This is a genomic window from Pseudomonas sp. MF6767 (genome assembly GCF_016405475.1).
In the GTDB taxonomy this organism is placed as follows: domain Bacteria; phylum Pseudomonadota; class Gammaproteobacteria; order Pseudomonadales; family Pseudomonadaceae; genus Aquipseudomonas; species Aquipseudomonas paracarnis.
In genome coordinates, this window is sequence record NZ_JAEKCY010000004.1 from 330705 (window position 1) to 349683 (window position 18979).

Genomic DNA, 18979 nt, shown 5'->3' on the forward strand with positions numbered 1-18979 from the left:
CCCCTCCCACATTTGCCCTGCGGTGGTCGCAAGCCATCGCAAACCCTGTGCTAATATCGCGCCCCTGTTCATTTTGTATGTGGGTTGCTCCATGAAGTTGTCCATGCCGCGATTCAATCAAGCCGCTGTCTTGGTGGTCGGCGATGTCATGCTCGACCGTTACTGGCATGGTGGTACCTCACGGATTTCCCCTGAGGCTCCGGTACCGGTCGTCAAGGTCGAGCAAATCGAAGACCGCCCAGGTGGCGCTGCCAACGTCGCGCTCAATATTGCCGCCCTCGGCGCCCCGGCCTGCCTGGTGGGGGTGACCGGCGACGACGAAGCGGCCGAAAGTCTGGCCAACAGCCTGCAGGGTGCCGGCGTGCATGCGTTGTTCCAGCGCATCGCCCATCAGCCGACGATCGTCAAGCTGCGGGTCATGAGCCGTCACCAGCAGTTGCTGCGTATCGATTTCGAAGAACCCTTCGCCACCGACGCCCTGGCCCTCGGCGACCAGGTCGACGCGCTGCTCGACGGTATCAAGGTGCTGGTGTTGTCCGACTACGGCAAAGGCGCCTTGCAGAATCACCAGGTGTTGATCCAGGCCGCCAAGGCTCGCAACATTCCGGTGTTGGCCGATCCCAAGGGCAAGGACTTCTCGGTTTACCGAGGCGCCAGCCTGCTCACGCCCAACCTCAGTGAGTTCGAAACCATCGTCGGCGGTTGCGCTGATGAGCACGAACTGGTGAGCAAGGGCGCGGCGCTGATGGCCGATCTCGACCTGGGCGCCTTGCTGGTGACCCGTGGCGAGCACGGTATGACCCTGTTGCGTCCGGGTCACCCGGCGATGCACCTGCCGGCGCGTGCCCGTGAAGTGTTTGACGTTACGGGCGCCGGTGACACGGTAATCTCTACTCTGGCTGCGTCTATCGCGGCTGGCGAGGAACTGCCCCACGCCGTGGCCTTGGCTAACCTGGCCGCGGGCATTGTGGTGGGCAAGCTGGGTACTGCAGCCATCAGCGCACCTGAGTTGCGCCGTGCGATCCAGCGTTCCGAAGGCTCGGAGCGCGGTGTGCTGGGCCTGGAGCAGTTGCTGCTGGCAATTGACGATGCTCGAGCTCACAACGAAAGCATTGTGTTCACCAACGGCTGCTTTGACATCCTGCACGCCGGGCATGTGACGTACCTGGAGCAGGCAAGCGCCCAAGGCGATCGCTTGATCGTTGCGGTCAACGATGACGCTTCGGTCAGCCGCTTGAAAGGTCCTGGCCGCCCGATCAACAGTGTTGACCGGCGCATGGCGGTACTCGCGGGCCTGGGCGCGGTGGACTGGGTGATCAGCTTCTCCGAAGGCACCCCGGAAAACCTGTTGGCCCAGGTCAAGCCCGACGTGCTGGTCAAGGGTGGTGACTACACTGTCGATCAGGTAGTCGGTGCGGACATCGTCAGTGCGTATGGCGGCACGGTCAAAGTGTTGGGTCTAGTGGAAAACAGTTCAACCACCGCAATCGTGGAGAAGATCCGTAATAATGATTGATACTAAAAAATGGATTCTGATCACTGGCGGGGCTGGGTTCATCGGCTCGCATTTGGTCGATGCGCTACTTGCTGGAGGCTATTGGGTCCGTGTGCTGGATAACCTCTCCACCGGTAAGCGAAGCAATTTGCCGCTTGATAACGAGCGATTCGAATTACTTGAAGGTGACGTCGCCAATGCTGAAGAGGTGGCGCGAGCCGTTGTTGGTATGACGGCGGTGGTGCACTTGGCGGCAGTAGCCTCTGTTCAAGCATCGGTGGATGATCCCGTCGGCACTCATCAGAGCAATTTCGTCGGCACCTTGAATCTCTGCGAGGCTATGCGCAAGGCTGGCGTGAAGCGTGTGGTATATGCCTCCAGTGCAGCTGTATATGGCAACAATGGTGAAGGTGCTTCGATTGACGAGGAGACGGCTAAAGCTCCATTGACGCCCTATGCGTCAGACAAGTTGGCTGGCGAATATTATTTTGATTTCTACCGTCGCCAGCATGGCCTGGAACCGGTGATTTTCCGCTTCTTCAATATTTTCGGACCCCGTCAGGATCCGTCATCGCCATACTCTGGCGTGATCAGCATCTTTAGCGAGCGTGCTCAGCGCGGCTTGCCTATCGCCGTGTTCGGCGATGGTGAGCAGACCCGCGATTTCATGTATGTGGGAGATTTGGTTGATCTGCTGGTACAGGCCGTTGAGGTGCCAGATGCACCCTTGGGTGCTATTAACGTCGGTTGGAACCGTACCACCACCCTGAGGCAGGTTCTGCGGGCGTTGGAAGAGGCACTCGGCTCGCTTCCTGCTGTGACGTATGAACTGGCGCGCTCTGGCGATATTCGGCACTCCAGGGCGAACAACCAAAGGTTATTGGCCAGTTTCACGCCGCCCGAGCCTACCCCGTTGAAAGTGGGGCTGGAGCAGCTGTTGAACGGCTGACTGCTGGACCTGCATGAGTCGAGGTGGACAAAACCGTCCGCCTCGCGCCTCAATGAAAGGGTTAACGCATCAGTTTCTGACTTTTTTCTTCGGCACGATCTTGCGCAGCATCTGCCGTGCCTTGCCGGTCAAGCGCTTGAGCTTGGAGTCTTTTTCCGGTTCTGCCAGGCCCTGCTGCCTGAGCCAATCCTTCCAGCGAATCCGCTCATCGCGCACCAGCCAGCCTTCTTGCTGGGCAAAACTTTCCGCCAGATAGAGGCCGCGCGTGCTGGCCGGGTACAGTTGGTCTTTCTTGACCGTGTACAACTCTGCCAGTGGCTCGCCATCTTTGAGCGGCATCAAGTACAGGTCCGGGCGCTGACGGTCCAGGCGCGCCACCAGTTGGTCACCCTCCAAACGCTCATCCACATGAAACAAGCTGAGGGACTTGGCTTCCTTCGGCACTTCCAGGCGCAGGTCATAAATCAATTGCAGCGAGGCGGTCGGCAGGTGCACATAGGCCCGTGGGCGCTCGATCAGTTGCATGGTGGCGCAGCGTACCGGGCGTGCGGCGCCGGACAAGGGGCTGAGCCGAAACGGTAGGGCCTCGCGGTAATGCAGGGCGGCGGAGTAGGGCGCCGGCAGCCAGGTGTCGTTGAAGCGCCCGCCGAGCCAGCCTTCTGGGGTTTCGAGCAGACACTCTTCGGCAATTTCCTGGATGGCGGTGTGCAGCGGCAGGTTCAGTTCATGGGCCGGGACGTAGCCGGAGATCAGCTTGAGCACCACATCGCCACGGTCCTGGCGGCGTTGGCGCACCAGCACCCAGTAGTCCTTGTTTTGCCAGTGCAGGGTCAGGCGTACCGAGACGCCGAGGTTCGCCAGTTCCAGGGCGAAGCGTTCGGCATCTGGTACCTCGACCGGCTTGCGCCGTTGCAGGGTCTGGGCGAAGTTGAGCGGCATGCCGACGCTCTGGTAGCTCAGGCCTTCGGGGGTGGCTTCGACGTGCAGCGGCAGTGTCTTGAAGTTGCTGGGGTTCTTTCTTATGAGCGTACGCGGCATGTCGGCTCCTTCTTGCGACGGGGTCGGCCGCGTGGGCGGCATCAGAGTTGACGAATGACCCGGGCAGCAGTTGCTACGTTATGGGCCAGGTGCAGCGGATTAATGGTCCCGACAATAGCACTGGCGACGCCCGTTTGCGCGAACAACAAGGTGAAACTGGCCTGAATTGGATCCATTCCCGGTTCCAGGCATACGTGGCCGCTGGCCAGAGCTTTTTTCACCAGGATGCCCTTGCCGTGGGCGGCCGCATAGTCGATCACGGCCTTCTCAGCCTGTTCGTTGAGGTTGTAGGTGACCATCGCGCAGTCGCCCTGTTCCAGCGCTTTCACGCCGCCCTCGACGGTTTTGCCGGAGAAGCCGAAGCCGCGAATCTTGCCGTCTTTCTTCAACTGCTCCAGGGTCTGGTAAACCTCGCAATCGTTGAGGATATGCAAGTCGTTGCCGTCGGAGTGCACCAGCACCAGGTCGATAAAATCCGTTTCAAGTCGTTTCAGACTGCGTTCGATCGACATCCGCGTATGGGCCGCGCTGAAATCGTGATGGGAGACGCCATTGGCAAACTCTTCGCCAACCTTGCTGACGATGACCCAGTCCTTGCGCTGGTCACGCAGCAGCGGCCCCAGGCGCTCTTCGCTCATGCCATAGGCCGGTGCGGTGTCGATCAGGTTGATGCCCAGCTCGCGGGCCTGGCGCAACAGCATGCGGGCCTCGTCGTCGCCAGGGATCTGAAAGCCGTTGGGGTATTTCACCCCTTGGTCGCGGCCCAACTTGACGGTGCCCAGGCCCAGGGGTGACACCATCAGGCCGGTGCTGCCCAGGGGGCGATGCAGGTCGTGCAGGGTTGGCAGGCTCATGGCAACAGTTGCTCCCAGGCGGGTTGGCCGATTGCCGGTGCTGGCAGCTCGGGCAGCGGGGTATTGGCGCCTGGGCGGATGCCGTCGCGCTCCAGAGCGTGGAGTACGCGGTCGGCGAAGTCCGGCGCCAGGGCCAGTTTGGTGGGCCAGCCCACCAGCAGACGGCCGTCTTCGGCAAGGAACGCGTTATCGGGACGGCTCAGCCCCGATTGCAGCGGCTCGGCGCGATCCACCCGCAGGGTGGCCCACTGAGTCTGGCTCATGTCGATCCAGGGCAGCAGTTGCGCCAGCTCTTTTTGCGCGGTGGCGATCTGTTCTTGCGGCGTACGCGCCACACCGTCAGCCTCGGCGATATCGCCGCCCATGTACCACACCCAGTTGCCGTCGGCGGCCGGGTGGGTGGTTACGGTGATCCGCGGCTTGGTGCCGCCGCCCAGGCAGTGGGCGTACAGCGGCTTGAGGCCGGGGCCTTTGGCGATGATCATGTGCAGCGGGCGTTTTTGCATGGCCGGCTGGCTATGGCCCAGGGCGGCGAGCAAGTCTGCCGTGCCGCCGCCAGCGCTCAGGACTATGCGTTGGGCGCGGATTTCACGGCCATCGACCTTCAAGCCCACCAGGGTGCCACCCTCTAGCAACGGTTCGATGTGCTGACCAGCAAGCAGACCGTCACCGGCCAATTGCGCCAGGCGGTTGATCAGGCTGGGCACGTCCACCACCAGCTCGGCCAGGCGATAGACCTTGCCTTTGAAGCGACGGTCCTGCAGCGCCAGGGGCAGTTCGTCGCCCTTGACCTGATCGACGCGGCCACGCACGGCCTTGCTGGCGAAAAAGCTGGTGAGGTTGCCGGCAATCGTGCCGGGCGACCACAAGTAATGCGCCTGGGACAGCACGCGCACACCGGACAGGTCCAGCTCGCCGCTGCCGGCCAGGGCTTCACGCCAGCGGCGCGGCATATCGGCAATGGCTTCGGAGGCGCCGGTGAGGGCGCCATGCAGAGCGTATTTCGCACCGCCGTGAATGATCCCCTGGGACTTCAGGCTTTGCCCGCCGCCCAGGGTGGCGCTTTCCACCAGTACCGTGGAAAACCCCTGGCCGCGCAGGCGCGCATTGAGCCAGAGGCCGGCAACCCCGGCGCCGACAATCAGAACGTCGGTGGAAATAACGGATGGCATCGGCGACCTCAGTGTTCAAGACAAGAGGCGCAGTATACAGGCTGTTGAGTGGCGGTCAGTGCCCGGCGGTTTTCGAGAACAGCTGAATCACCACCACGCCCAGCACAATCAGGCCCATCCCCAGCATCGCCGGTACATCCAGCTTCTGCCCATAGATGAACAACGCCGCGATGCTGACCATCACGATGCCCATCCCGGCCCATACCGCGTATGCCACGCCGACCGGCACGGTGCGTACCACTAGGGTCAGCATCCAGAACGCCACGCCGTAACCGACGATCACCAGCAGCAACGGGATAGGGGTGCTCCAGCCTTTGATGGCTTTCATGGAAACGGTGGCGATCACTTCCGAGCAGATGGCGATGGCCAAGTAGTAGTAGGCGGCATTCATGGGGCAATCCTCGACGTGATGCGCATTTGATAAGGTCGGCATTCTAGAGGTTCGCCAGATGGGGTAAAGTCATTACCTATCTGGAATTGAGATGGGTTGAGCCATGAGCGTGCAATGGGATCTGGAGCAGATGCGGCTGTTTGTCAGCGTCGCCGAGCAGCGTTCGTTTTCTGCCGTGGCCCGTGGGCAGCGCAAGGCGCAATCGGCGGTCAGCAGTGGCATTGCCCTGCTGGAGGCGGACTTGGGCGTTGTCCTGTTCGAACGTAGCAGCGGCCGGCAACCGCGCCTGACCGAGGCCGGCAGTGTGTTGCTGGAGGAAGCGCGTGAGGTGCTGCGCCAGTGTGAGCGCCTCACTGGCCGGGCGTTGTCGTTGACCCGCGGCGAGGAAGCCTGCCTGCGCCTGGCTCAGGATGAGGCGATGTTGTTCCAGCCTGTGCTCGACAGCCTGGAGGCGCTGGCCGTGCACTACCCGCTACTGGAGGTGCAGTTGTCCAGCGCGGCCCAGGGCGATGTGGCGCGCAAGCTGGTGGAGCGCAAGGCGGACCTGGGGCTGTTGTTCTATCACGACCAGATTCCCGAAGCCCTGGAGCGAAGGGTGGTGGGCAGCGTGGAAATGGTCACGGTGTGCGGAGTCAATCACCCGTTGGCCAAGGAGCAGTACGTGACGTGCCAACACCTGGCCCAGTTTCGGCAGTTGCTGATGTCGACCCAGACCAGCGTCTACCCCGGCAGCGAAGCGGCCAGCCCCCTGGTGTGGCGCGCCGACAGCTTCTACGTATTGGCCGAATGGCTGATGAGTGGCCTGGGCTGGGCCTGGCTGCCTCGGCATATCGTGCAATACCCGACCTACCAGCAACAGATGGTCGAATTGGCCAGCGAATGGACCCCGCCCGCCCTGGTGGTGGAACTGGTGTGGCGCCGCGACGAGCACCTGGGGCCCGCCGCTCGCTTCTTGGCCAAACGTTTTGCCGAGTGCTTGCAGGCGATCGACTGAAAAAGCCGATAAACTCCGCCGCCATGAATAGAACTCTCTACAGCTGTCTGTTTTACCTGGCGCTGCCGTTGGTGGCTTTACGCTTGTGGTTGCGTGCGCGCAAAGCGCCGGCCTATGCCAAGCGGGTGGGCGAGCGGTTTTCCTATGGCTTGCCGGTGATGCGGCCCGGTGGGATCTGGGTGCACGCGGTGTCGGTCGGCGAAAGCATTGCCGCCGCCCCGATGATTCGCGGCTTATTGGAGCGTTATCCACAGCTGCCGATGACTGTCACCTGCATGACACCCACAGGTTCCGAGCGTATCCAGGCGCTATTTGCCAACGAACCGCGCATCCAGCACTGCTATTTGCCGTACGACTTGCCCTGCGCCGCCAAGCGTTTTCTCGACCGCGTGCAGCCTACGCTGGCGGTGATCATGGAAACCGAGCTGTGGCCCAACCATATCCATGCCTGCGCCCAGCGCGGTATCCCGGTGGCGCTGGCCAATGCGCGGCTGTCCGCGCGTTCGGCCAAAGGGTATGCGCGATTTGCCAAGCTGACGGCGCCGATGCTGGCAGAAATGAGCTTGTTCGCGGTACAGACCGAGACAGAGGCCGAACGTTTTCGCGGCCTGGGCGCACGGCCTGAAACCGTGGAAGTGACCGGCTCGATCAAGTTCGACCTGAGCATCGACCCTCAGTTGACGGCCCGCGCCGCCGCCCTGCGTGAACAATGGGGCGCCAGCGAGCGTCCGGTCTGGATCGCCGCCAGTACCCACGAAGGTGAAGACGACGTGGTGCTGGCAGCTCATCGCCAGTTGCTGGCGAACTATCCCAATGCACTGCTGATTCTGGTGCCCCGTCATCAGGAGCGCTTTGGCCCGACGTTTGAGCGCTGCGTGCAGCAAGGGTTTGCCACCGTGCGTCGCTCCAGCGGTGAGCCGGTCACCGAGCAAACCGCGGTGCTGCTTGGCGACACCATGGGCGAATTGCTGTTTCTTTACGCCCTGGCCGACAGCGCATTTGTCGGTGGCAGCCTGGTGCCGACCGGCGGGCACAACCCGCTGGAACCGGCGGCGCTGGGTAAACCGCTGATCATGGGCCCGCATGTCTTCAACTTCCTTGACATCACCGCGATGATGCGCGACGCCGGGGCTTTGCGAGAGGTGGACGATGCCGATGGGCTGGCCGAAGCGGTGCGACAGTTGTTTGAGTTGCCCCAGGACGCACGCAAGATGGCGCAGGCTGGGCTCAAGGTGATGCAGGCCAACCAGGGCGCGTTAAAGCGTTTACTGGATGGCTTGGACAAACTGATCAAACACTGACCACACCAACCCAATGTGGGAGCTGGCTTGCCTGCGATAGCATCACCTCGGTGTACCAGATATACCGAGGTGTCTGCATCGCAGGCAAGCCAGCTCCCACATGGGTTCGGCGGTGCGCTTAATAGCCGGGGCGGGCCTTGAGCTGTTCGGCAGCGGCTTTGGCGAGGTCCGGCGGCAGGAAGTCTTTGTCCGGGTTGTAGTCGGCCTTGAGGTAGCGCGCCAGATCCTGCAAATCCCCTGGGTTGAGAGTGCCTGCCGCCTGCTTCAAGCGCAGGTTATCGAGGATGTAGTCGTAGCGGCTGTTGTTGTAGTTGCGCACCGACGCGTACAACTGGCGCTGTGAATCCAGTACGTCGACGATGTTGCGCGTGCCCACCTGATAGCCGATTTCCGTGGCTTCCACCGCGCTCTGGTTGGAGATGATCGACTGACGGCGTGCCTGTACCTGCTCCACATCGGTGTTGACTGCACGGTGCAGGTTACGGGTGTTTTCCACTACCTGGCGGCGTAGGCCTTCGCGCTGTTGCTCGGTCTGGTCGAGGCGCGAATAGGATTCGCGCACTTGCGAACTGGTGAGGCCGCCGCTGTAGATCGGGATGTTCAAGCGCAGGCCGACGGTGCGTTGCGACACATCGCCACCGTACGGGATGGGCAACTGATTCGGGTTGCTGAAGCCCAGGGCGTCGTTGTCGCCTTTTTCGTATTGCGCAACCGCATCGAGCGTCGGCAAGTGGCCGGCCTTGCGCTGCCGGAGGGTCTCTTCGGCGGCGGTTACCGCGTAATTGCTGGCGAGCAGGTTAAGGTTCTGGCGCCCGGCAGTTTCGACCCAGGCCTTGGCGTCGTTCGGTGCCGGCGGCAGCACCGGCAGCGTGTGGACGATACCCTGAATCGAGTTGTATTGGCGGTTGGTCAGGGTGATCAGCGCTTCGAAAGCGTCGTCCACCTGACGCTGGGCCAGGATGCGGTTGGCCCGGGCAGTGTCGTAGCTGGCCTGGGATTGCAGCACATCGGTCTTGTCCGACAGGCCCACATCGAAGCGTTCGTTGGACTGGTCGAGCTGGCGCTTGAAGGCATTTTCTTCGGCCTTGGTCGACGCCAGGTTGTCCTGGGCGCGCAGCACGGCGAAGTAGCTCTCGGCACTTTGCAAAATCAGGTTCTGCTCGGAGGCCGACAGTTGCAGCGAGGCTTGCTCGTTAACGGCTTGGGCGGCTTGCAGCTGGAACCAGCGGTCGGCACGGAACAGCGGCTGGCTCAGGGTGGCCCGCCAGGAGTGGGCGTCACGGTTGGCCGTGGCGGCCGGTTGGTCGATCTGGGTACGTACGTTATTGCTGTCGGCGCCGGCCGACAGATTCGGCAGCAAACCTGCGCGGGCCTGGGGCACTACTTCTTTTTGCGCGCCGTACTGCGCACGGGCAGCGGCCAGGTCGGCGTTGTTGTTCGCCGCTTCCTGATAGACGCTGACCAGGTCGGTATTGGCGGACAAGGGCGCTTCAGCTGCCCAGACCAGTCCGTTGGTCGCACAAGACACGGCAACAGCCAGTGAGAGTTTGCGCAGCATGAGGCGATCCCTAGTAAGAATATTACGGTGATAATTCAGCGCCCAAGGCTAAGGCTGGCCATGCCTGGCGTCAAGCCTTGAGGCCGTGCCCGAGTGTAGTGGCCGTACCGTCACACAACAATCCCACGATCACGCCATTCATCACGCTGAATGCACCGCTATTGGCAATTTGCCCACGCCATGGTCTAGACTGGCCGCGTTCTTGTCGGGGTGCCTTGTTGGAAGGCTGAGATCGGTAAATACCGGATCCCGTTGAACCTGATCAGGTTAGCGCCTGCGTAGGGAACAAGATTTCTCGTCACCCGGCGAGTCCTCTTGTGCTTCGTCCGGGATGTTGTTCGACAATCGAACAGCCCTCGTGCGCCAAGCACAGCACTGGTTCCAGTGCGTCCGTCCGTCACAGGTTCGCTCCGACAAAAATCCACCGCCTGGATAAGTTGGAGAGCCTGTGATGAGTACAAAACTAAAAAATACCGTGCACCTGAGTGAATCGGCCAAGGTCGACTCCGGCTCCGTGCAGCCATTTACCCGCTCGCAAAAAATCTACGTGCAGGGCTCCCGCCCGGATATTCGCGTGCCGATGCGTGAAATCAGCCTGGATGTGACCCCCACTGAGTTTGGTGGCGAAATCAACGCCCCTGTAGTGGTCTACGATACCTCCGGCCCCTATACCGACCCCAATGTCATCATCGACGTGCGCAAAGGCTTGGCCGATGTGCGCTCGCCGTGGATCGAAGAGCGTGGTGACACCGAGCGGCTGGCCTGCTTGAGTTCACGCTACGGCCAGGAACGTCTGGATAACCCCGACCTGGCCTACCTGCGCTTTGCCCACCTGCAAAACCCGCGTCGGGCCAAGGCCGGCGCCAACGTCAGCCAGATGCACTACGCGCGCAAAGGCATCATCACGCCAGAAATGGAATACGTGGCCATCCGCGAAAACATGAAGCTTGAGGAAGCTCGCGCCAGCGGCCTGCTCAAGCAACAACATGCCGGGCACAGCTTCGGCGCCAGTATTCCGAAAATCATCACGCCCGAGTTCGTGCGCGAAGAAATCGCTCGCGGCCGCGCAATCATCCCGGCCAACATCAACCACACCGAGCTGGAACCGATGATTATCGGCCGTAACTTCCTGGTGAAGATCAACGGCAACATCGGCAACAGCGCCCTGGGTTCGTCCATTGAAGAAGAAGTGGCGAAGATGACCTGGGGCATTCGCTGGGGCTCGGACAACATCATGGACCTGTCCACTGGCAAGCATATCCATGAAACCCGCGAGTGGATTATCCGTAATTCGCCCGTGCCGATCGGCACCGTGCCTATCTATCAGGCCCTGGAAAAAGTCGACGGCGTTGCCGAAGACCTGACCTGGGAGCTGTTCCGCGACACCCTGATCGAACAGGCCGAGCAAGGCGTGGACTACTTCACCATTCACGCCGGCGTACTGCTGCGCTACGTGCCGCTGACCGCCAATCGCGTCACCGGCATTGTCAGCCGTGGCGGCGCGATCATGGCCAAGTGGTGCTTGGCCCATCACAAGGAAAACTTCGCCTACACGCACTTCGAAGAGATCTGCGAAATCATGAAGGCCTATGACGTCAGCTTCTCCCTGGGGGATGGCCTGCGCCCGGGGTCGGTGGCCGATGCCAACGACGCTGCGCAATTCGGTGAACTGGAGACTCTGGGCGAGCTGACCAAGATCGCCTGGAAGCACGACGTACAAACCATGATCGAAGGCCCCGGCCATGTGCCGATGCAACTGATCAAAGAGAACATGGACAAGCAGCTGGAGTGCTGCGACGAGGCGCCGTTCTACACCCTCGGCCCGCTGACCACTGATATTGCGCCGGGCTACGACCACATCACCTCGGGTATCGGTGCGGCGATGATCGGCTGGTTCGGTTGCGCCATGCTCTGCTACGTCACGCCCAAGGAGCACTTGGGGCTGCCGAACAAGGATGACGTGAAGACCGGGATCATCACCTACAAGATTGCGGCCCACGCGGCCGACCTTGCCAAAGGCCACCCTGGCGCGCAGATTCGCGATAACGCCCTGAGCAAGGCGCGCTTCGAATTCCGCTGGGAAGACCAGTTCAACCTCGGCCTGGACCCGGACACCGCACGGGCATTCCACGACGAGACGTTGCCCAAGGAATCGGCCAAGGTCGCGCATTTCTGCTCCATGTGTGGGCCTAAATTCTGCTCGATGAAGGTCACCCATGAGGTGCGTGAGTACGCGGCCAACCAGCGCATCGATGCGGTGGATGTGGACGTGGCCAAGGGCTTGGCCGAGCAGGCTGAGCGTTTCAAACAGGAAGGTAGCCAGCTCTACAAGAAGGTCTGATCCCTAGGCGGCGGTGTCTGCACCGCCGTCATCGCGGGCAAGCCCGGCTCCCACAGTTGGCCGAGTGGTACACAGATTTTTTGTTCACAGCCGATCCCCTGTGGGAGTCGGGCTTGCCCGCGATAGCGATCCGACGAACACCCAATCTCCCTCTGCAATAACACCCTTGAACCACCAACCGATCAACGGCGTGCCGGCACCAGCTCAGGCTTGATCACGCCGGTTAGGCGCGTATAGGGCAGGGTGATTTCGATCAGCCCCTGTGCGTAAGGGGCGATGGTGCTGACGTTGTACTTGAGCACCACGCCGCCGCTGGTCAGGGCCACGTTCGGGGTTTTCTGGAACGGCCAGCTCTTCACGAACTCCGGATCGCGATCCATCTTGGTGCTGATCAACCAGCTGTTGTGGGCAACTTTAGCGGTATTCCAGAAGGCCTGCTCCTGGCCGGGCAACAGCATGTCGGCCAGGGTCAGTTCCTTATGCAGAATCCGTGAATAGTTGATAAACCCGCGGCCTGGCTCGCCGTGGGCGACGCCGGTGTCCAGGTAACTGGACACTTCAACGATCACCAGTCCGTCATGCTGGTCACGTACCTTGGCTTGCAAGTACATGCCATGACGGTCCGGCGACTCACGCAGGAAGGTGTTCCGGTAGGCGTTCAGGCTCGCCGGGACGCTGGCGCCAGGCGTGGTGCGGGTCATTTGCAGCAAACGCTGTTCCACCAGGCTGTCGAGTTGTGGCTCGGTGGGGAAATGCACGGTGTCGATGTTCACCAGCGGGCAGGCCGGGCTGTCACAGCCGGGCTTGATCTGCTCGGATTTGTCGGTGGTAACGTCCAGCGGCTTGAGATAGGCCGGTTGGAACAGGCTCTGGCAAGCACCCAGGGTCAAGGCAATACAGGCCACGGAGGCGATTTTTAAAAGCGACATGTGTGTCCTTCGTAAATCGATGGAAAGCGAAAAGAGTAGCGCTTGGACTGCCAACGTGGCCGCCAGTTCGCCACTAAACTGATTGCAGCGAGTTTGACGCTCGCCGCCTCTCCCGGCAACCGCAAAGGGGCTGCATCAACGGGCGTCGGCGCGTTAGGATGGCGCCCATTGCACGAGCTTAACGAGGGACACCATGACGGACATCGCGAAGTCGACGCCGAACAAGATCGAGATTGTTCAGCGTGACAATGCCTATAAAGGCTTCTACAAGCTCGATCGCGTGCAACTGCGCCACGAAAAATTTGACGGCGGCATGAGCCGGGTGATCAACCGCGAGGTGTTCGTGCGTCACGACGCCGTGTGCGTGCTGCCCTACGACCCGCTGCGCGATGAGGTGGTGTTGATCGAACAGTTCCGCGTCGGCGCCATGGGCCGCGCCGACAACCCCTGGCTGGTGGAGATGGTCGCCGGCCTGATTGACAAGGATGAGCAACCCGAGGAGGTTGCACACCGCGAGGCCGAGGAGGAAGCTGGGCTGACATTCTCCGCGCTGTGGCCGATCACCAAGTATTTCCCGTCGCCGGGCGGCAGTACTGAATTTGTCCACCTGTACCTGGGCCGATGCGACAGCTCGGGCGCGGGTGGCGTCCATGGATTGGAAGAAGAAGCAGAAGACATCCGCGTCACCGTCTGGGCATTCGAAGATGCCTTGCAGGCGGTGCGCGATGGCAAGATTTCCAACGCAGCCAGCATTATCGCCCTGCAATGGCTTGCGCTTAATCGCGCGGAAGTGAGGGGGTTATGGCAGTAAAGGCACGGGAACGTTATCGAGTTGACCTGATCGGGCTGCAAGCGGCCTGCGAGGCCAACTATGCGCGGCTGATGCGCCTGCTCCCGGACATGCGCCACGCCCCCCAGGCGCGGCGCATTGCTGTCACCCATGGCGATCAGATGCTCGGTGTGCTGACCCTGGAAGTCATTCTCACCTGCCCGTACACCACCACCCTGCGGGTGCGCCAGGAGCACAGCCTGCCGTGGTTGCCGGTGCCGCAACTGGAAGTACAGGTGTACCACGACGCGCGTATGGCCGAAGTGATCAGTGCCGAGCACGCACGACGCTTTCGCAGCATCTATCCTTACCCGAATGTGTTCATGCACCAGCCCGATGAGAAAGCACAGCTCAATGTGTTCCTCGGCGAATGGCTCAGCCACTGCCTGGCCTTGGGCCATGAGTTTGAAGTGGTGCGGTAGAGGTGAACTGTGCCTGCTTCCTTGGGTTTCCTCTTTGTGTCCTGCCCCAGCATAATCGCGCCAAATGTCCATTCCTGTAGTTGCCAGGGAGAGCGCCTTGCCGAGCGTATCCGCCGTGAATCCTGATGCCGTGTTGCTGGTGCAGTTGTCCGACAGCCACCTGTTCGCCGACGCTGACGCCACGTTGCTGGGCATGAATACCCGTGAAAGCCTGCAGCGGGTGGTCGAGCTGGTGCGTGCGCAACAGCCGGCCATCGACCTGATACTGGCGACCGGCGACTTGTCTCAGGACGGCACGCTGGCGTCATATCAGCAGTTTCGCGATTTGACCGCTCCCCTTGGCGCCCCGGCGCGCTGGATTCCCGGCAACCACGACGAACCGCAGGTCATGGCCCAGGCTGCCATGCACAGTGATTTGCTCGAACCGGTGGTGGATATCGGCAACTGGCGTATCACCCTGCTGGATTCGGCGGTACCCGGGTCGGTGCCGGGCTACTTGCAAGACGAGCAACTGCAACGGCTGGCGCAGGCCTTGAGCGAAGCGCCGGACCGCCATCACCTGGTGTGTTTCCACCATCATCCGGTGCCCATCGGTTGTGCGTGGATGGAGCCTATCGGCCTGCGCAACCCCGAGGCGCTGTTTGCCGTGCTTGAGCGCTTCCCGCAGACCAAGGCATTGCTTTGGGGCCATGTGCATCAGGAGATCGACGGCGAGCGCAACGGGGTGCGACTGCTGGCTTCGCCGTCCACCTGTATCCAGTTCGCGCCGGGAAGTGAGGGTTTCCAGGTCAGCGAGCAGGCGCCGGGTTATCGCTGGTTGCGTTTGCATGGCGACGGACGGTTGGAGACGGGGGTGGAGCGTTTGGTGGGCTTTGCGTTCACCGTCGATTACGGCAGCAACGGCTATTAAGACCTGCAAACACTGATCAAAGGGTGGGAGCTGGCTTGCCTGCGATGGCGGTGTACCTGGCGCTGACTCGTTGACTGAATCGCCGCCATCGCAGGCAAGCCAGCTCCCACATTGGGTCCGCTTCTGCCTGCATTCCCTGTAAACTGCGCCTCTTTGGCCCCAGCACGGAGAGCCCGGCATGTCCGCTTCGATCCTGTATATCCACGGTTTCAACAGTGCGCCGGCTTCCAACAAGGCCAGCCAGTTGACCACTGTGATGGGCACCCTCGGCCTGTCCGACCAGCTACGTGTACCGGCGCTGCATCACCACCCTCGTCAGGCGATTCTTCAATTGGAGCAAGCGATTGCGCAACTGGGCCGGCCACTGCTGGTCGGCAGCTCACTCGGCGGCTACTATGCAACCCATCTTGCAGAACGCCATGGTCTCAAGGCGTTGCTGGTCAACCCGGCGGTCAGTCCCCATCGGATGTTCGACGGTTACCTGGGCACCCAGAAGAACCTCTACACCGATGAGACCTGGGAATTGACACAGGACCACGTCACGGCCCTGGCCGAGCTGGAAGTACCGGCGCCCCAGGATGCCGCGCGTTATCAGGTGTGGTTGCAGACCGGGGACGAAACCCTGGATTATCGCCTGGCCCAACAGTATTACCGGGCCTGCGCCTTGCGCATCCAGGCCGGTGGCGACCATGGCTACCAGGGGTTCGCCCAGCAATTGCCGGCACTGTTGTGTTTTGCCGGCATTGGCGCAGATCAGTTTCAATCCTTCGATTTTTCGTCACTGTAAAAAATCGCAGGTCACTTTTTAATCGAACGACTCACGACGAGACCCCATGGCCACTCCCAGCGCTAGCTCTTATAACGCCGACGCCATCGAAGTCCTCTCGGGCCTCGACCCGGTGCGCAAACGCCCCGGCATGTATACCGACACCAGTCGGCCGAACCACCTTGCCCAGGAAGTCATCGACAACAGCGTCGACGAAGCCTTGGCCGGGCACGCCAAGTCGGTGCAAGTCATCCTTCACGCCGACCATTCCCTGGAAGTGTCCGACGATGGTCGTGGCATGCCGGTGGACATTCACCCCGAAGAGGGTGTGCCGGGCGTCGAGCTGATCCTTACCAAGCTCCATGCCGGCGGCAAGTTCTCCAACAAGAACTACCAGTTCTCCGGCGGTTTGCACGGTGTGGGTATTTCCGTGGTCAACGCGCTGTCGACTCTGGTGCGGGTCAAGGTCAAGCGCGACGGCAACGAGTACCAGATGACCTTCGCCGATGGCTACAAAGCCACCGACCTGGAAGTGATCGGCACCGTTGGCAAGCGCAACACAGGCACCAGCGTGTACTTTGCGCCGGACCCCAAGTATTTCGATTCGCCCAAATTCTCCATCAGCCGCCTCAAGCACGTGCTCAAGGCCAAGGCCGTGCTGTGCCCGGGGCTGCTGGTCAGCTTTGAAGACAAAGGCACCGGCGAGAAGGTCGAGTGGCACTACGAAGACGGCCTGCGTTCCTACCTGGAAGACTCGGTCAGCGACTTCGAACGCCTGCCCAACGAGCCGTTCTGCGGCAGCCTTTCGGGTAATAAAGAAGCGGTGGACTGGGCGCTGCTGTGGTTGCCCGAAGGTGGCGACAGCGTGCAGGAAAGCTACGTCAACCTGATCCCCACGGCCCAGGGCGGCACCCACGTCAACGGTTTGCGCCAAGGCTTGCTGGATGCCATGCGTGAATTCTGCGAATACCGCAGCCTGTTGCCGCGTGGCGTCAAGCTGGCGCCGGAAGACGTGTGGGAGCGCATCGCGTTCGTGCTGTCGATGAAGATGCAGGAACCGCAATTTTCCGGCCAGACCAAGGAGCGCCTGTCGTCCCGCGAGGCAGCGGCGTTTGTCTCTGGCGTGGTCAAGGACGCCTTCAGCCTGTGGCTCAACGAGCATCCCGAGCTGGGCCTGGCCCTGGCGGAGCTGGCGATCAACAACGCCGGCCGGCGCTTGAAGGCGAGCAAAAAGGTCGAGCGCAAGCGCATCACCCAGGGCCCGGCACTGCCGGGCAAACTGGCCGATTGCGCCGGGCAAGACCCGATGCGTTCCGAGCTGTTCCTGGTCGAAGGTGACTCCGCCGGCGGTTCCGCCAAGCAAGCGCGGGACAAGGAGTTCCAGGCGATCCTGCCACTGCGCGGCAAGATCCTCAACACCTGGGAAGTCGACGGCAGCGAAGTGCTGGCCAGCCAGGAAGTGCACAACATCGCCGTGGCCATCGGGGTCGACCCGGGTGCAGCGGACATGAGCCAGCTGCGCTATGGCAAGATCTGTATCCTCGCCGACGCCGACTCCGACGGCCTGCACATCGCTACCTTGCTGTGCGCGTTGTTTGTGCAGCACTTCCGCCCATTAGTGGATGCCGGTCACGTCTACGTCGCCATGCCGCCGCTGTATCGCATCGACCTGGGCAAGGAGATTTTCTACGCTCTGGACGAAGCCGAGCGCGATGGCATCCTCGACCGCCTGGTGGCCGAGAAGAAACGCGGCAAGCCACAGGTCACGCGATTCAAGGGCCTGGGTGAGATGAACCCGCCGCAACTGCGCGAAACCACCATGGACCCGAACACCCGGCGCCTGGTGCAGTTGACCCTGGAAGACTTCGCCGCTACCTCGGAAATGATGGACATGCTGCTGGCTAAGAAACGCGCTGGCGACCGCAAGACCTGGCTTGAATCCAAAGGCAACCTGGCCGAGGTTCTGGGCTGATGCGCACAGGCTTCGCCCTGGCGATCCTGATGTTGAGCGGGCTGGCGGTCACCCAGGTGGCCGCAGCCAGCGTGGCAGAGCTCAAGCTGGTCTCGGAACACCCGGTTGACGGCATGCGCGGTGGGAACCTGTCGGGCCTGGCGTTGTGTGGCAACGAGCTGTGGACGGTTTCGGACCGCGATGACGACCAGATTTACCGCCTGGATACCCGTGCGCCGACGTGGAGCGCGCAAGCGCTGAAGATCGACGTGCCGCCCGTGCCCGAGTCCGGCCTGCCTTGGGGCTTGCGTTCGCGCACCAAGGCCGCTTCGTTCATACGTGGTGGTGACCTGGACTTTGAAGGCATCAGCTGTGATGCCGCAGGCAACCGTTACATTGTCAGCGAAGCCCATGCCGCGGTGTTGCAGGTGCCCGCCACGGGCGCGCCGGAGTGGTTGAAAATCGCGCCGGGCATGGTGCGTGAAGCCAGGGCCAGTGGCATGTTGCTGCACTTTAATGCCTTGTTCGAAGGCTTGGCGGTAAACCCTGAAGGCAATCAGATCTGGCTGGCTGCCGAGCGTGAACGCCGTGGCCTGGTCTCGATCAAGCGTGGGCAGAGCGTATGGGATTGTGATGGCCGTTGTGTATTGTTGAGCGAGGCCGGCCAGGAAGTGCAGCCGGCGCAGTTCCCCAACGCCAAGGCCGTGTCCAAGGACTTTGCCGACTTGTCGCTGTTCAACGGCAAGCTGTTTACCCTGGAGCGCAATGCGTTCCAGATCTGCCGGCGCGACCCGCTCACGGCCAAGGTTGAGCTGTGCTGGTCGTTTGCCGACGAAACCCTGACGCCACAGCGACGTTACCCGCAGTCGTATGGCCTGGCTGAAGCCCTGTTGGTGGATGCCGACGGTGCCTGGGTCGGGATCGACAACAATTTCGGCCCGCGTGCCGATGGTGAAAAACGTCCGATGGTCTATCGTTTTGCCGCTCCGGATGGCGGCTGGAGTGCCCAGCCATGAGTCGAGATTTTTTTGAATTGAATCAGCGCAGCGGCAGTTCCGCTGCGCCTTACCCCATGATGA

17 protein-coding genes and 1 riboswitch are annotated in these 18979 nt (G+C 61.6%); of the genes, 11 read left to right on the forward strand and 6 right to left on the reverse strand.

Annotated features, from left to right (window positions below; all coding sequences use genetic code 11):
- Positions 1 to 91: 91 nt before the first annotated feature.
- On the forward strand, positions 92 to 1516 hold the full coding sequence (gene hldE, locus JFT58_RS10005) for a bifunctional D-glycero-beta-D-manno-heptose-7-phosphate kinase/D-glycero-beta-D-manno-heptose 1-phosphate adenylyltransferase HldE (RefSeq protein WP_054896276.1): 1425 nt from the start codon (positions 92 to 94) through the stop codon (positions 1514 to 1516).
- Positions 1509 to 2444 carry an NAD-dependent epimerase/dehydratase family protein gene (locus tag JFT58_RS10010; protein WP_054896249.1) on the forward strand — a complete coding sequence of 312 codons (936 nt, stop codon included), beginning with the start codon at positions 1509 to 1511 and terminating at the stop codon, positions 2442 to 2444. The genes hldE and JFT58_RS10010 overlap by 8 nt, the downstream gene beginning before the upstream one ends.
- Before the next feature lie 69 nt (positions 2445 to 2513).
- On the opposite strand, the gene JFT58_RS10015 is transcribed toward JFT58_RS10010, so the two are convergent.
- From JFT58_RS10015 to JFT58_RS10030, 4 genes are read right to left on the reverse strand one after another with little or no spacing between them, the layout of a single operon-like run.
- Entirely contained in the window at positions 2514 to 3482 is a 969-nt protein-coding gene (locus JFT58_RS10015) for a hypothetical protein (RefSeq protein ID WP_054896250.1), read from the reverse strand.
- Positions 3483 to 3523: 41 nt separating this feature from the next.
- Positions 3524 to 4336 (reverse strand): aldo/keto reductase, encoded by an 813-nt coding sequence (locus JFT58_RS10020; protein WP_054896251.1) that lies wholly within the window; start codon positions 4334 to 4336, stop codon positions 3524 to 3526.
- On the reverse strand, positions 4333 to 5508 hold the full coding sequence (locus JFT58_RS10025; RefSeq protein ID WP_054896252.1) for an NAD(P)/FAD-dependent oxidoreductase: 1176 nt from the start codon (positions 5506 to 5508) through the stop codon (positions 4333 to 4335). Before JFT58_RS10025 ends, JFT58_RS10020 begins: the two co-directional genes overlap by 4 nt.
- 55 nt (positions 5509 to 5563) lie before the next feature.
- Positions 5564 to 5899 carry a DMT family transporter gene (locus JFT58_RS10030; protein WP_003188013.1) on the reverse strand — a complete coding sequence of 112 codons (336 nt, stop codon included), beginning with the start codon at positions 5897 to 5899 and terminating at the stop codon, positions 5564 to 5566.
- Between the two features lie 103 nt (positions 5900 to 6002).
- Between JFT58_RS10030 and JFT58_RS10035 the strand changes: the two genes are divergently transcribed.
- Together JFT58_RS10035 and waaA are read left to right on the forward strand one after the other, a co-directional pair.
- The gene (locus tag JFT58_RS10035; RefSeq protein ID WP_014716644.1) at positions 6003 to 6893 is read left to right on the forward strand and encodes a LysR family transcriptional regulator; all 891 of its coding nucleotides are present in this window, start codon (positions 6003 to 6005) and stop codon (positions 6891 to 6893) included.
- Positions 6894 to 6916: 23 nt separating this feature from the next.
- Positions 6917 to 8194 (forward strand): lipid IV(A) 3-deoxy-D-manno-octulosonic acid transferase, encoded by a 1278-nt coding sequence (waaA, locus tag JFT58_RS10040; protein WP_054896253.1) that lies wholly within the window; start codon positions 6917 to 6919, stop codon positions 8192 to 8194.
- 118 nt (positions 8195 to 8312) lie between these two features.
- Here the strand turns inward: waaA and JFT58_RS10045 are convergent, their stop codons facing one another.
- Complete coding sequence (locus tag JFT58_RS10045; protein ID WP_032893875.1) at positions 8313 to 9752, reverse strand: TolC family outer membrane protein; 1440 nt, start codon at positions 9750 to 9752, stop codon at positions 8313 to 8315.
- A 196-nt stretch (positions 9753 to 9948) separates the two neighbouring features.
- Positions 9949 to 10054: riboswitch (TPP riboswitch) on the forward strand.
- A 149-nt stretch (positions 10055 to 10203) separates the two neighbouring features.
- Here JFT58_RS10045 and thiC point away from each other — a divergent pair.
- The gene (gene thiC, locus JFT58_RS10050; RefSeq protein ID WP_034125634.1) at positions 10204 to 12093 is read left to right on the forward strand and encodes a phosphomethylpyrimidine synthase ThiC; all 1890 of its coding nucleotides are present in this window, start codon (positions 10204 to 10206) and stop codon (positions 12091 to 12093) included.
- A gap of 182 nt (positions 12094 to 12275) precedes the next feature.
- Here thiC and JFT58_RS10055 read toward each other — a convergent pair whose 3' ends face one another.
- Positions 12276 to 13022 carry an RsiV family protein gene (locus tag JFT58_RS10055; RefSeq protein WP_054896254.1) on the reverse strand — a complete coding sequence of 249 codons (747 nt, stop codon included), beginning with the start codon at positions 13020 to 13022 and terminating at the stop codon, positions 12276 to 12278.
- Positions 13023 to 13215: 193 nt separating this feature from the next.
- Between JFT58_RS10055 and JFT58_RS10060 the strand changes: the two genes are divergently transcribed.
- The 6 genes from JFT58_RS10060 (at position 13216) to JFT58_RS10085 (ending at position 18916) form a co-directional block, all read left to right on the forward strand.
- A complete protein-coding gene (locus tag JFT58_RS10060) occupies positions 13216 to 13833 on the forward strand; it encodes an NUDIX domain-containing protein (RefSeq protein WP_034125636.1) in 618 nt (205 codons plus the stop codon).
- Positions 13824 to 14273 carry a DUF1249 domain-containing protein gene (locus tag JFT58_RS10065; RefSeq protein WP_003188022.1) on the forward strand — a complete coding sequence of 150 codons (450 nt, stop codon included), beginning with the start codon at positions 13824 to 13826 and terminating at the stop codon, positions 14271 to 14273. The genes JFT58_RS10060 and JFT58_RS10065 overlap by 10 nt, the downstream gene beginning before the upstream one ends.
- Positions 14274 to 14370: 97 nt before the next feature.
- Positions 14371 to 15183, forward strand: coding sequence for a 3',5'-cyclic-AMP phosphodiesterase (cpdA, locus tag JFT58_RS10070; protein ID WP_054896255.1), 813 nt, complete (start codon positions 14371 to 14373; stop codon positions 15181 to 15183).
- A 178-nt stretch (positions 15184 to 15361) separates the two neighbouring features.
- Positions 15362 to 15970, forward strand: a complete 609-nt coding sequence (locus tag JFT58_RS10075) for a YqiA/YcfP family alpha/beta fold hydrolase (RefSeq protein ID WP_014716651.1) — start codon at positions 15362 to 15364, stop codon at positions 15968 to 15970.
- 46 nt (positions 15971 to 16016) lie between these two features.
- A complete protein-coding gene (gene parE, locus JFT58_RS10080) occupies positions 16017 to 17921 on the forward strand; it encodes a DNA topoisomerase IV subunit B (protein WP_003188026.1) in 1905 nt (634 codons plus the stop codon).
- The gene (locus tag JFT58_RS10085) at positions 17921 to 18916 is read left to right on the forward strand and encodes an esterase-like activity of phytase family protein (RefSeq protein WP_060765791.1); all 996 of its coding nucleotides are present in this window, start codon (positions 17921 to 17923) and stop codon (positions 18914 to 18916) included. Before parE ends, JFT58_RS10085 begins: the two co-directional genes overlap by 1 nt.
- Positions 18917 to 18979 lie beyond the last annotated feature (63 nt).